Origin of the sequence: Curvibacter sp. CHRR-16, assembly GCF_018474005.1 — a bacterium.
In the GTDB taxonomy this organism is placed as follows: domain Bacteria; phylum Pseudomonadota; class Gammaproteobacteria; order Burkholderiales; family Burkholderiaceae_C; genus Allorhodoferax.
Genome location: NZ_JAHCSH010000005.1, coordinates 1 through 13,084 on the forward strand (window position 1 = coordinate 1; position 13,084 = coordinate 13,084).

16 protein-coding genes and 2 tRNA genes are annotated in these 13,084 nt (G+C 59.4%); 6 read left to right on the plus strand and 12 right to left on the minus strand.

The genetic code is table 11. The features are described 5' to 3' along the window. Positions 1-194: 194 nt before the first annotated feature. From KIK84_RS11735 to KIK84_RS11745, 3 genes are all read left to right on the plus strand, one after another. Complete coding sequence (locus tag KIK84_RS11735; protein WP_214123298.1) at positions 195-539, plus strand: hypothetical protein; 345 nt, start codon at positions 195-197, stop codon at positions 537-539. A gap of 105 nt (positions 540-644) precedes the next feature. Further along, positions 645-1,223, plus strand: a complete 579-nt coding sequence (locus tag KIK84_RS11740) for a hypothetical protein (RefSeq protein WP_214123299.1) — start codon at positions 645-647, stop codon at positions 1,221-1,223. Positions 1,224-1,295: 72 nt separating this feature from the next. Next, complete coding sequence (locus KIK84_RS11745) at positions 1,296-1,931, plus strand: VOC family protein (RefSeq protein WP_214123300.1); 636 nt, start codon at positions 1,296-1,298, stop codon at positions 1,929-1,931. Between the two features lie 5 nt (positions 1,932-1,936). On the opposite strand, the gene KIK84_RS11750 is transcribed toward KIK84_RS11745, so the two are convergent. Together KIK84_RS11750 and KIK84_RS11755 are read right to left on the minus strand one after the other, a co-directional pair. Further along, on the minus strand, positions 1,937-3,244 hold the full coding sequence (locus KIK84_RS11750) for a HipA domain-containing protein (protein WP_214123301.1): 1,308 nt from the start codon (positions 3,242-3,244) through the stop codon (positions 1,937-1,939). Further along, the gene (locus KIK84_RS11755) at positions 3,241-3,519 is read right to left on the minus strand and encodes a helix-turn-helix domain-containing protein (protein WP_214123302.1); all 279 of its coding nucleotides are present in this window, start codon (positions 3,517-3,519) and stop codon (positions 3,241-3,243) included. The genes KIK84_RS11750 and KIK84_RS11755 overlap by 4 nt, the downstream gene beginning before the upstream one ends. Before the next feature lie 231 nt (positions 3,520-3,750). On the opposite strand from KIK84_RS11755, the gene KIK84_RS11760 reads away from it, so the two are divergent. Continuing rightward, complete coding sequence (locus tag KIK84_RS11760; RefSeq protein WP_214123303.1) at positions 3,751-4,755, plus strand: AAA family ATPase; 1,005 nt, start codon at positions 3,751-3,753, stop codon at positions 4,753-4,755. A 258-nt stretch (positions 4,756-5,013) separates the two neighbouring features. Here the strand turns inward: KIK84_RS11760 and KIK84_RS11765 are convergent, their stop codons facing one another. Both KIK84_RS11765 and KIK84_RS11770 read right to left on the minus strand, forming a co-directional pair. Continuing rightward, the gene (locus KIK84_RS11765; RefSeq protein ID WP_214123304.1) at positions 5,014-5,709 is read right to left on the minus strand and encodes an aspartate/glutamate racemase family protein; all 696 of its coding nucleotides are present in this window, start codon (positions 5,707-5,709) and stop codon (positions 5,014-5,016) included. After that, a complete protein-coding gene (locus tag KIK84_RS11770; protein WP_214123305.1) occupies positions 5,706-6,590 on the minus strand; it encodes a LysR family transcriptional regulator in 885 nt (294 codons plus the stop codon). Before KIK84_RS11770 ends, KIK84_RS11765 begins: the two co-directional genes overlap by 4 nt. 115 nt (positions 6,591-6,705) lie before the next feature. On the opposite strand from KIK84_RS11770, the gene KIK84_RS11775 reads away from it, so the two are divergent. Continuing rightward, positions 6,706-7,128, plus strand: coding sequence for a tautomerase family protein (locus KIK84_RS11775; protein WP_214123306.1), 423 nt, complete (start codon positions 6,706-6,708; stop codon positions 7,126-7,128). Next, positions 7,125-7,667, plus strand: coding sequence for a cysteine hydrolase family protein (locus KIK84_RS11780; protein ID WP_214123307.1), 543 nt, complete (start codon positions 7,125-7,127; stop codon positions 7,665-7,667). Before KIK84_RS11775 ends, KIK84_RS11780 begins: the two co-directional genes overlap by 4 nt. Before the next feature lie 55 nt (positions 7,668-7,722). Here the strand turns inward: KIK84_RS11780 and KIK84_RS11785 are convergent. From KIK84_RS11785 to KIK84_RS11820, 8 genes are all read right to left on the minus strand, one after another. Then, a tRNA-Asn gene (locus tag KIK84_RS11785) sits at positions 7,723-7,798 on the minus strand. A gap of 57 nt (positions 7,799-7,855) precedes the next feature. Continuing rightward, positions 7,856-7,931: transfer RNA gene (locus KIK84_RS11790), tRNA-Asn, on the minus strand. A 50-nt stretch (positions 7,932-7,981) separates the two neighbouring features. Beyond that, positions 7,982-9,160: an NAD(P)/FAD-dependent oxidoreductase gene (locus KIK84_RS11795; RefSeq protein WP_349815927.1), complete on the minus strand. Its 1,179-nt coding sequence runs from the start codon at positions 9,158-9,160 to the stop codon at positions 7,982-7,984. Between the two features lie 19 nt (positions 9,161-9,179). Next, a complete protein-coding gene (gene fdxA, locus KIK84_RS11800; RefSeq protein WP_214123308.1) occupies positions 9,180-9,509 on the minus strand; it encodes a ferredoxin FdxA in 330 nt (109 codons plus the stop codon). A 59-nt stretch (positions 9,510-9,568) separates the two neighbouring features. After that, entirely contained in the window at positions 9,569-10,960 is a 1,392-nt protein-coding gene (locus KIK84_RS11805) for a sulfate adenylyltransferase subunit 1 (protein WP_214123309.1), read from the minus strand. Continuing rightward, the gene (cysD, locus tag KIK84_RS11810; protein ID WP_214123310.1) at positions 10,960-11,892 is read right to left on the minus strand and encodes a sulfate adenylyltransferase subunit CysD; all 933 of its coding nucleotides are present in this window, start codon (positions 11,890-11,892) and stop codon (positions 10,960-10,962) included. Before cysD ends, KIK84_RS11805 begins: the two co-directional genes overlap by 1 nt. 15 nt (positions 11,893-11,907) lie before the next feature. Continuing rightward, positions 11,908-12,684, minus strand: a complete 777-nt coding sequence (locus tag KIK84_RS11815; protein ID WP_214123311.1) for a phosphoadenylyl-sulfate reductase — start codon at positions 12,682-12,684, stop codon at positions 11,908-11,910. After that, the gene (locus KIK84_RS11820) at positions 12,681-13,082 is read right to left on the minus strand and encodes a DUF934 domain-containing protein (protein ID WP_214123312.1); all 402 of its coding nucleotides are present in this window, start codon (positions 13,080-13,082) and stop codon (positions 12,681-12,683) included. The genes KIK84_RS11815 and KIK84_RS11820 overlap by 4 nt, the downstream gene beginning before the upstream one ends. Between the last annotated feature and the right edge of the window lie 2 nt (positions 13,083-13,084).

The following is a 13,084-nucleotide window of genomic DNA, read 5'->3' on the forward strand; positions in this document are numbered from 1 at the left end:
CTTCCCCTTCCATTAAAGTGAGTTGATGAACAGTTTTGCCTCTCCATCGTGGCACTTTGTTGCCGTAAACCGCAACCCTATGGGCACGCGGCTCGCTTGGGACGGGGAAGTCCCTTTCATTCGTTAGCGGTCTTAAGTCGTATGTAACTTGCCTCCCAAGGCTTGGGTTTATAAACCACTCACTCGGAGAAATGATGAGAAACGTTACGGGATATTTAGAACTTAATCTAACAAAGACAGACGGAAGCCAAGAGCTTGTTACTGTTAGTGGAGATGAGTTTGGATTAGAGGAAGGCGGCGATTGGCGGCGAGATAAAGATGATGGCGATTTGTATGCTGGCTTTCTTTTTATCGCCTTCTGTGAAGGTTTTGACCTCATGCTAAGTGTCAACATTCATGGAAATCATGTCACTCACTACAGCCTGAGCCTTCGCGAAAAAGAATTCGAAGAATTTGATATTCAAAGACTCGTAATCACTGCAGATGAACTTGACGTCAATGGCCTCTTTCCAAACGTAGATGACGACGTCGATCTATAAGTCCGCTAACCTTCCGTCGAGAGGGAACCCACAAGCTGCGCTTGTGGGTTCCCTTCGCGGCTTCGCCGCTGCGGCGGCCCCTCACGTCAAACGTTAGCCAGCACGATGACGCTCGCTGTGAATCTTCTTCCTGGGCTCCCACCCTATGGTCCGCCGGCAATTCCGTTTCCGGCGGAATGGGGGAGGACCGGGCGGGAGGGCGCCGTCGTTGAGTTCAAGACAGGCGAAGAGTCCTGGGTCGCGAACTTCCAACCCGGGATTGCTGGCATTCAGCTCGCAGAACTGCATCCGAATGGTCGGGATGCCGTCGTAGTTGCATCCGGTGATCTTTGGGTCGTTGACGTCGCGAGCCGTTCGGCGCAGCAGGTTTTGCCAGCGATCGACTCAGCGTTACCGGTGGACAACCCTCCCGGTTGGATCTTCGCAAGGCAGGGGCTCGCGCTGGCGCGTTTCGGGCCAGCCGGTATCCTGTGGCGCACAAAGAGGCTCTCGCTGGATGGCTTTGGTCAAGTGCGTATCGAGGGTGATCGGATATCGGGCGTCGCCTGGACCGGAATCGAAGACCAGTGGGTGCCATTCGAAGTCGAACTAGCAAGCGGGCGGTCTTGGGGCGGAAGTTTTTCTGATGACGACATCGAACGGTGGGAGCACATCGCGCGAGGGGTCGGCAACGGTGCTGGCTAACCATTCGCTGCAGCCGACCCGCGCCAGCTGCGCTGGCTTGGTCGGCTGAGCTCAAACGTTGGGGTGCTTAGGGTGTCGCGCTCTTTCCTCGATCACATCACGATTACCACCTTCTCGCTTGAAGCTGGCGCTGCCTTCGTTTTCGAGACACTTGGTGTTTCTCCGCAGGTCGGTGGCGAGCACCCGCGCATGGCAACCCACAATCTGTTGCTGCGCCTCGGCGATACCACGTTCCTTGAGGTTATCGCTCCAAATCCTTCTGTCTCTGTGCCTTCGCGGCCTCGCTGGTTTGCCCTTGACAGTCTTGGCCCTCAGTCGCCCCCTTCTCTGTCCACCTGGGTCGTTCGCACTTCCGACATCCATGCCGCTGCTGTCGCCTCGTCCGAACCACTTGGGAACGTTGAGCCAATGAGTCGTGGTGCGCTCAATTGGCTCATTACCATTCCTGCTGACGGCTCAGTTCCGCTAGATGGTGCTGGCCCCGCGCTCATCGAGTGGCACACCGATCTTCATCCCGCCGCCAAGCTTGAAGATATGGGGCTCTCTCTTGCCAAATTCGAGATCGTTCACCCAAACCCAGACCGTGTCTCTCGGCTGCTATCGTCGCTCGAGCTTGATGCTCCGGTTTCCGTGCTGTCAGCGCCGTCTGGTACGTCGGCGCGTTTGGTCGCGCATATCAACACCCCCCAGGGGCTTCGTGTCCTGTAGGCCTCCTACCCAATCCGCCTGGCCATTTCCTTAATCACCGTTTGCACAATGGCGCGCAGGCAGCGGGCTTCACCCGCCATGGTGGCGGCTAGTGCTGGGGTGGCGTTGCTGATGTGGGCGTTCTCCATCTCTATCTCTGCGTACAGTTTTTCTGCTTCGGCCACGGCACGCGTGCGCAGGCTTTCCAGCAGGCGTGTGGCGGTGGCAGGGGCCAGGTTGAGTGTTTGACCTGCCTGCAGCAGCAGGGCGCGGTTGATGTCGGCAAAGCGGTGGGTGCCCAGTATGGGCCAGGCCAACTGGGTGTTGTGCGGCCAGCCGTGGTGGTCAAACGCGGGGGAGTCGTAGGTGGCTACGCTGAGCAGGTCATAAAACGGGGCGAGCTGCACGCCTTCGTGCGAGACGAGGAAGCTGAGGTTTTTCAGGTGCGCGTCGCTGTTGCCCACCAGTATGTTGAACACCAACCAGCTAAACAACCGAGGCCGTGCCACTGCAGGGCTGCGGCAGGCGTTGGCTACGGCGGCCAGGCTGTCCATGCTGCCTTGGCTGTACTTGAAGCTGCGATCCAGTCCCAGCAGTTGGCAGGCGTCTATGGCGTGCAGGCGTTGCCAGCCTTGTGCGGTGGGGGTGCGGTCAAACCGGTCTACCAAATACACGGGCGATGGCACATATCGCCTATGCACGTCTGGCACCGACAGGCCAAGCCGTTGCGCCAGCCGCATCACAAACCATTCGTTCACGACGGAGTGGGGGTAGTCTTCGTCCGGGTGGTCGGGCTTGAGGATGTGCGTGGAGGGTGTGGCTCCAGCTGGCTCGTACAGGGCGTTGTCCTGCAAAACGACAGCCAGTTTGTGCTGCGCACCGGCCAGCGACATGCGTTTGATAGCGGCGTGTGTCAGCGGTGCTTTGGGCAGTTGGCGTATGCGGGTTTGCAGCGCTTCATCGGGCAGCGGGCGCAGTGCTTCACTGGTCTGCGCTGGCGCGTTGGGCGGTAGCAGGGTGATGGAACCTGCCGATTCAGCGCCGTACCACGTGAGCATGCCAAACGCGTCGGCGGCGTCCAGCTTGGCGTCTTTGGCCAGTAGCAGGCGCTGGTTTTCTTCGGGCAGCAGATTGTCAAAATACCACTGCACGGGGCGCTGGCTGGCACCGTCTAGCAAAGGGGATGCACCCAGTGGCAGGTGCGGGCTGAGCGGGAATGCTGTGGGGTTGCTCAGCCAGCTGGGCGCGTACTGAAAACTCCACAGCCCGGCCACTTCTTGCAGGGTGCCCACCTCGGTTTGGTTGATGGTGGCCAGCAGGGCGCGTTCGGTCATGCTTGGCCTTTATGCTTTGTCCGCTCTGCGCTTTGCTCACGCAGGTAGGCGGCCACGCTCTCGGGTACGTCTACCGTGACTTTGATGCCCAAGCCCTCCAGCACCTGAAAGAGCTTGCCCCACTGCACGGAGTCGCTACCGCGCTCCACTTTGCCGAGGAAGTTTTCGCTCACGCCTATGCTGCCAGCGGCATCGTCTTGGCGAATGTGCTGTGCTTTGCGGCTGGCCCGCACGATGTGGCCTATGGCTTGGGCCTCATGGATGGGTATTTGCATAAAAATCCTCACGTTTATGCGGATTTTCGGTGTTTTTTCTGGTTTTGACAATCAATCCTCATGATCGTGAGGATTTCTGTGTCATTGCGGTGTTTTGTGTGTTAATCCTCACGATCATGTGGATTTATATATGCCAGCCACAGCACCGTAAAACCCGGTCAATTCCAAATGGTGGTTGGGCATTTTTTATGCTTACATAGAGGCACAGACTGTTTTACAGGAGTGTGTCGTATGTCCACGCATAGCTTGGTTCCTCAGTCCACTATCCGGCTGCCCATAGCCCACATGCATACGGTGTTTGACACCGGCGAGGTGGAGCGCAAGCTCACCAAACTGCGTGACCGGGGGCAGGGCCGCGAGTACGAAAACCTGTGCAACACCTACGAGCGCATGCTCGAAGCGGGGGCGGAGCGGTTTTCGGTCAAACCCTCTGGCGTGCCCGACATGGCCGACCTGTACGACGCGCTGCCCAACTTTGGCCTGCCGCTGGACGAGGTGCGGCGCAACCTGGCGCTGAGCCAGGACAGTCAAGACCACCTGGAAATCACCCCCATGCTGCTGCTGGGCCCGCCGGGGGTGGGCAAGACGCACTTTGCGCACGAAATAGCCAAACTGCTGGGCACAGGCATGACGCTGGTGCCCATGAGCTCCATGACGGCGGGCTGGCTGCTGTCGGGTTCGTCGTCGCAGTGGAAAGGCTCGCGCCCGGGCAAGGTGTTTGAGTCGATAGTGGAAGGGCAGTATGCCAACCCGGTCATTGTGGTGGACGAGGTGGACAAGGCCAGCAACGACGCGCAGTACGACCCGCTGGGCGCGCTCTACAGCTTGCTGGAGCACGATACCTCGCAGCGCTTTGTGGATGAGTTTGCCGAAGTGGGCATAGACGCCAGCCAAGTGATTTGGGTGCTGACGGCCAATGACGAGCGCAGCATTCCGGAGCCGATTCTCAACCGCATGAATGTGTTTGAGATAGAGACGCCCGATGCCGATGCGTCGCGCAAAATAGCCCTGCGCCTGTACCAGTCCATCCGCGGGCAGCACAACTGGGGGCGGCATTTCCCCACCGTGCCTGCTGACGATGTGCTGGACCAGTTCGTGGACATGCCCCCGCGTGAAATGCGCCGCGCCTGGATGACGGCCTTTGGCAATGCCCGCTTAGCAGCGCACGCGCAGGTGGAGTTGCAAGACTTGCCCAGCGCGGGCAAGGGGCGTTCGCGCATGGGGTTTTTGTCGTAGCTGCGTGAACCACTGCGCTAACCAAGCAGACATGAAAAAGCCCGGCGGGCATCAACCACGCCGGGCTTGACTGGGGCACAGTTCCTAGAACCTCGATGGCCTCGCAGTCACAGGGCGCTTGGAAGGGGGAGAAGCTTCCAAAGCGCGGAAGGGCACAGATGCCCTTCAACACGATGCGATCAAAGAATTGCTCAATGAACGCACAAAAATAGTACGCCCGCAAGCGTGGTGTTTTCAACGCCGTTTGTCGGTTGGGCGCTAGTTTTGCAGGCTGTGCAGTGCGGCTTGGTGGGCGTGCAAATAGGTGGTGTCAAACAAGGGAACGCTGGCATCGTCAGCCCCTACAAGCAGCGTGATTTCGGTACAGCCCAGAATGATGGCTTGCGCGCCTTGCTCGACCAGGTTGGCCATGACGCGGCGGTAAATGGCACGAGAGTTGTCTTGGATAACACCCAAGCACAATTCCTCGTAAATGATGCGGTGCACGTCTTCACGGTCGGCAGCATGAGGCGTCAGTACCGTGAGGCCGTGTTTCTCTTCCAGACGATGCTTGTAAAAGTCTTGCTCCATCGTAAAGCGCGTGCCCAAGAGTCCAACGGTCTGCAAGCCAGCATGCCGGATGGACTGCGCGGTGGGGTCTGCAATGTGCAGCAGCGGAATCCGCACAGCCGCCTCTAGGGCGGCGGCTACTTTGTGCATGGTATTGGTACACAACACCATAAAGTCTGCACCAGCTTTTTCCAAAGACTGGGCCGCTTGGCTCAAGAGTTCGCCAGCCGCATCCCAGTCGCCCGCGCGCTGCAGTTGCTCAATCTCGTGGAAGTCCACCGACACCAATACCACTTTGGCGGAGTGCAAGCCACCTAACTGCTGTTTCACGGTTTCATTGAGGATGCGGTAGTAGTGCGCGGTGGATTCCCAGCTCATACCGCCGATAAGGCCGATGGTTTTCATTGTGATGTTTCCAGTGAGCGCATGTAATCGCTCCAGTAATCAATGCATGCGCGAATTTTGGGGAGTTTATGTCGCTCTGCCAGTTGCACCGCATACAAAGGCACAGGGGCTTCTGTCAAATGGTCGGTCAACACAGGCAGTAGCTCACCGCGCTGCACCAATGGCTGGGCCAGTGTGGTCATCAGCCGTGCAATACCCAAGCCTTGCTGGGCGAGTACGAGCAGCATGGCGGAGTTGTCGGTACGCACGTGCGGCTTTAGTTTGGCACTGCTAAACCATTCGTTCAGATTGGGAGCCACGCTGCTGCCTATGAGCTGATGTTGCGCTAACTCGCTGACATGTTTGGGTAGGCCATGCAAGGCAGCATAGCTGGGTGCTGCATAGAGGCTGCGCTGATAGCGTCCCAGTTCACGAACGACCAAGGTGTCGCTTCCTGCAGCGCCTGCACGGATGGCGATGTCTATGCCATCGCGAGCCAAATCGCACAGGCGATCGTCGGCGCTGATATCAATGCGCAATTGTGGAAAGCGGTCATACAAACTAGGCAAGCTGGGTGCCAGCACCGCTTGTGCAATGGCGGCACTGGCACTGACCCTAACCCAGCCGCTGGGCGTTGACTTGGTGCCGCCAAAATCTCCTGTAGCCACGTCTCTTATAGCCAGCATCTGCTGGGCGTGGGGCAAGAAGTTGTCCCCCTCATCGGTGAGGCTTAACCCGTGCGTGGTGCGATGCAATAGGCGCGTACTGCATGTACTCTCAAGCCGCCCCAACGCGCGCGTGACTTGGCTAACAGAGATGTTGAGCTCCCGCGCAACGGCGGATAGTGAGCCCAATTCCACTATGCGAACGAATAGGGCTATGTCGTCTAGCTGCAGATTCATGGCTGGAGTATCTTTTGTTTTGCAGTATTTGCAAAACCAATTTGATTTTTAGGCTGTTTCCGAGGGTTGGTACATTCAATAAAGTGCAAGCACCTCAAACTTTTTGGAGAGAAAGATGCCTGTATTGCAAATAATGCTGAGTCGGGAATTGCCTTCTGCCCGTCAGCATGAATTGGTGCGTGAGTTGGTTGATCTGTCTACCAACATGCTGGGCAAACGCAAGGCTGTCACAGCAGTCATGGTGCAAGTGTTGCCTGCGCAGCACTGGTATGTGGGCGGCTCACTGTTGAGTGAAGAGGGATACAGTTCAGCCTGCTTGGAAATTACCGTTACTCAAGGTACGAATACTGCGCAGGAGAAGGCGGACTTTGTCGCCCAAGCACACCAAGTGTTGCGCACTTATCTGTCCAGCGATGCTGCCATATTGACACCTGCAAGCTATGTATCGGTGCACGAGGTGCCTGCGGATAGCTGGGGGTATGGTGGTCTGACGCAAGCCCAGCGCCGCGTAGCTGGTGCACAAGGAGCCACCGTATGACACAAGCTTTGCTGTTGATCGACATTCAGAACGACTATTTCCCCGGTGGCGCGATGGAGCTGGTGGGAGCGGAGGCTGCGTTGATGCAAGCAGACAAGGTGTTGCAGCATTTCCGGCAACGCGGCTTACCTGTGTTCCATGTGCAGCATATTGCCAAGCGAGCAGGCGCTACTTTCTTTTTGCCAGACACACACGGAGCATCCATTCACAGGGCAGTACATCCCATTGACGGAGAGCATTTGATCGTGAAGCATTTCACCAATAGCTTTCGCCAAACCGATTTGTTGGAGAAATTGCGCAATGCACAAGTCACGGATTTGGTGGTGGCGGGCATGATGACGCAGCAATGTGTCGATACTGCCGTACGTGCTGCAACAGATTTCGGTTTTGCTTGCACTACTTTGTCAGACGCCTGCGCGACCCGCGATTTGAGCTATGGTGACAAAACGGTAGCTGCTGCTGATGTTCAGACGGCCTATATGGCCAGCTTGAATGGGCCGTTTGGCAAAGTCCTCACCACGGCAGAGTGGCTGGGGTAAGTCGATAGGTCAGCAAAAGAAAAAGCCCTGCAGGTGACTGCAGGGCTTTTGATTTTGGCTCCTCAACCTGGGCTCGAACCAGGGACCTACGGATTAACAGTCCGGCGCTCTACCGACTGAGCTATTGAGGAATATCGGTATTTGAAATAAAAAAGACTGACTTCGATGGGTCAGCCCTTTAGGGTTTTTGGCTCCTCAACCTGGGCTCGAACCAGGGACCTACGGATTAACAGTCCGGCGCTCTACCGACTGAGCTATTGAGGAACGGTAGCCCGCAATTATAGGGTGTTTTTTGGGTGCCCAGCAAAAAATGCTTATTTTTGTGTGCGCTGTGCAATGAGCGCGTGCAGGGCTGTGTCGCTGCTGGTGTAGGTGAGCGTGGGCATAGGGGCACCGCGTTGCCATTCCATGGCGGCGTAGGCTGCTTGGGTGGCTTCGTGAAAGCCGCTGACCATGAGTTTGCGTTTGCCGGGGTAGTGCACGATGTCGCCCACCGCATAGAGGCCGGGCCAGGGTGTCGATGGGGTGGCTGGGTCGCTTGGGTCAGCCAGTGGCTGCAAGGTGAGAGGGTCTACTGGCAGCAGCTTGCGCTGCAGTGGCAAACCCCACTGGGCGATGGGCCCGAGCTGGGGTTGCAGGCCTTGCAGCACGACCACGGTTTGGGCTGGTAGCAACTGGGGCTGACCGTTGGCTTGCAGCAGGTGCAAGCCTGTCAGGTGACCTTGGGCGTCGCGTTCCACATTTTGCAGGGGGCCGGCCACAAAGCCCAGCAAACCATTGTGCAGCGCTTGTTGTAGTTGGGTTTGCAGATCGTCGTGGATGGTGAGTACATCGCGGCGGTGGTGCAGGGTGATGCGGGGGGCGTTGGGCAGCTTGGCAGCGGCGTGCGCTAGGTCGAGTGCGTGGGCTACGGCTTGGTCGGTGCCGCCGTGCACCACGATGGCTTGCCCAGCCCATGCTGCCAGCGCATTTGGCGCATGTAAGGGCAGTGGGTGGTAGTGCAGGCCGTGCGAAGCATCTAGTGCGTCCAAGCCCGGCAGGTTGAGTTTGCGTGGCAAAAAAGCACCAATGCCTGCAGCCAAAAATACCAGTGGAGTGACCCACTGCTGGCCGCTGTCACTGGTCACCAGCCACTGTTCTGGCAGCGGGGCGTCGGGCTCGGGTGTTTGTACGCGCTCCAAACCTTGCACCAGTTGTTGCCAGTGCCAGTGGGGTTGGAACAAGTCCGCTTGCGCGAACAGCTGGGCAGACAAATCGCCACCGCTGATGCCGTGGTGGGCGGGTATGTCGTAAATGGGTTTGTCGGCAAAGAGTTGGGCGCATTGGCCGCCGGGCTGGGGCAGTGCGTCAATAACATGGGCCTGTATGCCATGCAGACCCAGTTGGAAGGTGAGGTACAAGCCTGCAGGCCCGGCACCGATAACCACTGCGGCGGCAGCCGTGGCAGTCGAGGGTGCGCTAGGGGCCGTGGGGGGCAGGCTGGGGGTATTCACACCGATTGTGGATGCCCGATCAGCGGATCAGGTCAGCCAGCTTGCCGCTTTTGTCTTTCCAAGCGTCGGCATCGGGCAGTGGGGCCTTGCGCTTGGTGATGCTCTTCCAGGTGGGGATCTTGGCCAGCTCGGCGTTCAGGGCAATCATGTGCACTTGGTCTTTGGGCACATCTTCCTCGGCGTAGATGGCGTTGGCTGGGCATTCGGGGATGCACACGGCGCAGTCAATGCACTCTTCGGGGTCGATGGTCAGAAAGTTGGGGCCTTCACGGAAGCAGTCCACCGGGCAAACGTCCACACAGTCGGTGTATTTGCACTTGATGCAGGCTTCGGTAACAACGTGGGTCATGGTATGAAGAGGGGCTGTGGTGAAAAAGGCGCCCCGCCAAAGCGGGGCAACCCGGTATTTTAGCTTTGGCGCACCAAAAGCGCGCCAGATGTTTTGTGCGTGGCCGTATCCACCAAGATGAGCGCGCCCAGCAAACGGCTGTGTTCGTAGGGCAGTGCGGGAATGGCTTCTTGCAGCACCAGCTCGATGTGGCCAATGGCGTTGGGGGCGATTTCGGTGGCATCGGACTCGGCCAGCGTGTTGATGTTCAGGCTGTGCACGATGCGCTTGATCTTGGCTTTGACCCAGCGGTGACCGTGCAAGGCCCAGTACACGCGGCCGTTGACCAGCGGCTCGTCGTCCATCCACGCCACGGTGGCGCTGATGTCGCGCTGCGCGGCCACAAAGGCTTGCGGCTTGGGCGTGTCGGCAAACTCGTCAGCGGGGTCTGCTGCAGGGGTGACTTGGGCCAGCAGCCAGTCGCCGCGGGAGACGTCCACCTCGCGATCCAGCACGATGCCTGCACCGTGGCCCGCGACCACGCTGCCTGCTTGGCGCACGTGGTTGAGCACCTGGGCCACCACAGCCGTTTGGCCACTGGGCAGCACGGTGATGGTTTGGCCCACTTGCGCGATGCCAGTGCCTACACGGCCCCAGAACACGCGGCGACCTTGACTGGTATCGGCGCTGTCGTGGAATTTTTCCACCCACTGCACGGGGAAGGCAAAGGGCACCTCGGTCTCGGCAGCGGTGGTGGGCAGGGCTTCGAGCAGGCCCAGCAAGCTCTTGCCTTGGTAACCGCACCAGCCGGGTTCGGTGTTGACCACGTTGTGGCCTTTGAGCGCCGAAATAGGCACGATGGCGGTGGCATCAATGCCCGCTTGGCTGGCAAAGGCTTGCAGCGCTTGGCTGATTTTGGCAAACGCAGCGGCAGCATCGCTACCCAACGCGTCCAACTTGTTGACGGCAAAGACGATGCCGGGCACACGCAGCAAGTGCACCAAGAGGCTGTGGCGGCGGGTTTGTGGCAGCAGTTCGACCAAGCCGCTCACGTTCCACTGCAGCTTGGTGGCATCGACCAGCACCACGGCGGCGTGGGCGCTGCTGGCGGCTGTGACCATGTTGCGGGTGTATTGCTCGTGGCCGGGTGCGTCGCCAATGATGAACTTGCGCGTGGGTGTGGCGAAGTAGCGGTAGGCCACGTCGATGGTGATGCCTTGCTCGCGTTCGGCTGACAGGCCATCGGTAAAGAGTGCCAAGTCGGCTTCACCGCTCTTGGACACGTTGGCCAACTGGTCTTGCAGCACGCTGCGGCTATCGACCAAGAGGCGTCCGATCAGGGTGCTTTTGCCATCGTCCACCGAACCGCAGGTGATAAAGCGCAGCGCGCTGCTGGTGTCATTTTGGCTATCAAATTGGCCTGCAGGGCTAGTGCTGCTTGCTGGGGTAGCTATCGTTTTTGTAGCGGTCATCAGAAGTAACCATCCTTCTTGCGTTTTTCCATCGAGGCTTCGCTGGTCTTGTCGTCCATGCGGGTGGCGCCGCGCTCACTGACGTCGGCTTGCAGGGTTTCGATCACGATGTCAGCGGCGCTAGCAGCCGTGCTGGCCACGGGGCAGGTGCAGGTGATGTCGCCCACGGTGCGGAAACGCACTTCGCGCTCCACCACGGTTTCGCCGTCTTTGGGCGGTGTGAGTTCGGTGACAGGCACCAACAGGCCTTTGCGCTCCACCACTTGGCGCTTGTGCGTGTAGTACAGGCTGGGCAGGGCGATGGCTTCGCGGGCGATGTACTGCCACACGTCCAGCTCGGTCCAGTTGCTGATGGGGAAGACGCGGAAGTGCTCGTTGGGTTGCAGGCGCGTGTTGAACAGCGTCCACAACTCAGGGCGCTGGGCCTTGGGCTGCCATTGGCCAAAGCTGTCGCGGTGGCTGAAGATGCGTTCCTTGGCGCGGGCTTTTTCCTCGTCGCGGCGGGCCCCGCCGATGAGGGCGTCAAAGCGGAATTCTTCGATGGCTTCGAGCAGCGTGACGGACTGGTGGGCGTTGCGGCTCTCGCCGGGGTGAGACAGGCGCACAGTACCGCGGGCCATGGAGTCTTCCACGCTGCGCACGATGAGCTGGGCACCCAGTTCGGCTGCGCGCTGGTCGCGGAAGTCGGTCACTTCGGGGAAGTTGTGGCCGGTGTCGATCATCAGCAGTGGGTAGGGCAAGCGGCCTGCGCCAAAGGCTTTTTCGGCGCACTTGAGCATGACAAGCGAGTCTTTGCCGCCCGAGAACAGCAGTGCTGGGCGCTCGAAGGCGGCAGCCACCTCGCGCAGGATGAAGATGGTTTCCTCTTCCAACGCGTCCAGATGGCGGTTGGAGAGGCGATCAAAATGGGTTGGTTCGGTCATGGTGGTCATGGACGGTTCTCGGTGTTATGACTTGACGTGCAGGCCGCATTCTTTGGCGGCTTCATCTTCCCACCACCAGCGGCCAGCGCGGAAATCCTCGCCCAAGCTGATAGCCCGGGTGCATGGTTCGCAGCCAATGCTGGGGAAAAATTGGTCGTGCAGCGGGTTGTAGGCCACGCTGTTGTCGCGGATGTAGTGCCACACGTCGCCCCATGTCCAAGCGGCCAAGGGGTTGAGTTTGCTGCGCGCTTCGCTGGTGTCGATCAGCGGCACCTCGGCGCGGGCACCCGATTGCTCGCGGCGCAGGCCTGTAATCCACGCATCGTTGCCCGACAGCGCTTGCTGCAGCGGCACCATTTTGCGGATGTGGCAGCACTCTTTGCGCAGGGCGATGCTTTGGTACATGGCGTCTTCGCCTTCGCGGGCCACAAAGTCCGCAGCGGCGCGCTCATTGGGCTCGTACACCTCCACGGTACTCAGGCCAGCGGCTTGGCGTTGGGCTTGTAGCTGGGTGAGCAACTCCAAGGTCTCGGCGTGCAGGCGACCAGTTTGCAGCACAAAGAGGCGAATGGGCAAACGCAAGCGGCTGATGATGTGGGCCAAGACCATGTCTTCGGCACCCAGGCTGCACGCCAGCGTGATGCGAGATTCGCCGCTCTCGCCAACGTACTGGGCGCTGGCTTGATTGAGCAGGTTCTCGGTTTCTTGCAGCTTGAGGGCGTAGTCGCGCGAGGGGTTGGCGTTGCGCAGGATGGCGCTGCCAGCGGGCTGTGGTTCGGGAGCCCAGCGGGAGGCGGTCATGCGGCGCTCCTGGCAAACAGGGGCTGCGGTTGGGCGGCATCGCCTTGGTAAAAGCCGCCAAAGCGCTCCAGCTGGGCACGGGCGACGGAAATATCTTGGTCGGGGCGCAGCACGGCGCTGTCAAAACCGCTGCGCTGCATCAGCAGCACTTGGTCTACCAGCACGTCGCCCGTGGCGCGCAACTCGCCGGTGTAGCCCAAGCGGCGGCGCAGCAAATAGGCTTGGCTGTAGGCGCGGCCATCGGTGAACTTGGGAAAGTGCAGGTCAATGCGGGTGATGCCGTCCAGCGATGCTTCGCGCGGATCGGCCGTGTTCTCCAGCACCAGCACACCCGGCTCTTGGGGGTGCGACAGGGCTGTAGCGCCCGTGTCTTCTGCTGAAGCTGCTATCAATTTCATAG

Coding starts and splice junctions, on each gene's coding strand:
- KIK84_RS11735 (WP_214123298.1), top strand. CDS start 195: ATGAGAAACGTTACGGGATATTTAGAACTTAATCTAACAAAGACAGAC.
- KIK84_RS11740 (WP_214123299.1), top strand. CDS start 645: ATGACGCTCGCTGTGAATCTTCTTCCTGGGCTCCCACCCTATGGTCCG.
- KIK84_RS11750 (WP_214123301.1), bottom strand. CDS start 3,244: ATGACCGAACGCGCCCTGCTGGCCACCATCAACCAAACCGAGGTGGGC.
- KIK84_RS11755 (WP_214123302.1), bottom strand. CDS start 3,519: ATGCAAATACCCATCCATGAGGCCCAAGCCATAGGCCACATCGTGCGG.
- KIK84_RS11760 (WP_214123303.1), top strand. CDS start 3,751: ATGTCCACGCATAGCTTGGTTCCTCAGTCCACTATCCGGCTGCCCATA.
- KIK84_RS11765 (WP_214123304.1), bottom strand. CDS start 5,709: ATGAAAACCATCGGCCTTATCGGCGGTATGAGCTGGGAATCCACCGCG.
- KIK84_RS11770 (WP_214123305.1), bottom strand. CDS start 6,590: ATGAATCTGCAGCTAGACGACATAGCCCTATTCGTTCGCATAGTGGAA.
- KIK84_RS11775 (WP_214123306.1), top strand. CDS start 6,706: ATGCCTGTATTGCAAATAATGCTGAGTCGGGAATTGCCTTCTGCCCGT.
- KIK84_RS11780 (WP_214123307.1), top strand. CDS start 7,125: ATGACACAAGCTTTGCTGTTGATCGACATTCAGAACGACTATTTCCCC.
- fdxA (WP_214123308.1), bottom strand. CDS start 9,509: ATGACCCACGTTGTTACCGAAGCCTGCATCAAGTGCAAATACACCGAC.
- KIK84_RS11805 (WP_214123309.1), bottom strand. CDS start 10,960: ATGACCGCTACAAAAACGATAGCTACCCCAGCAAGCAGCACTAGCCCT.
- cysD (WP_214123310.1), bottom strand. CDS start 11,892: ATGACCACCATGACCGAACCAACCCATTTTGATCGCCTCTCCAACCGC.
- KIK84_RS11815 (WP_214123311.1), bottom strand. CDS start 12,684: ATGACCGCCTCCCGCTGGGCTCCCGAACCACAGCCCGCTGGCAGCGCC.
- KIK84_RS11820 (WP_214123312.1), bottom strand. CDS start 13,082: ATGAAATTGATAGCAGCTTCAGCAGAAGACACGGGCGCTACAGCCCTG.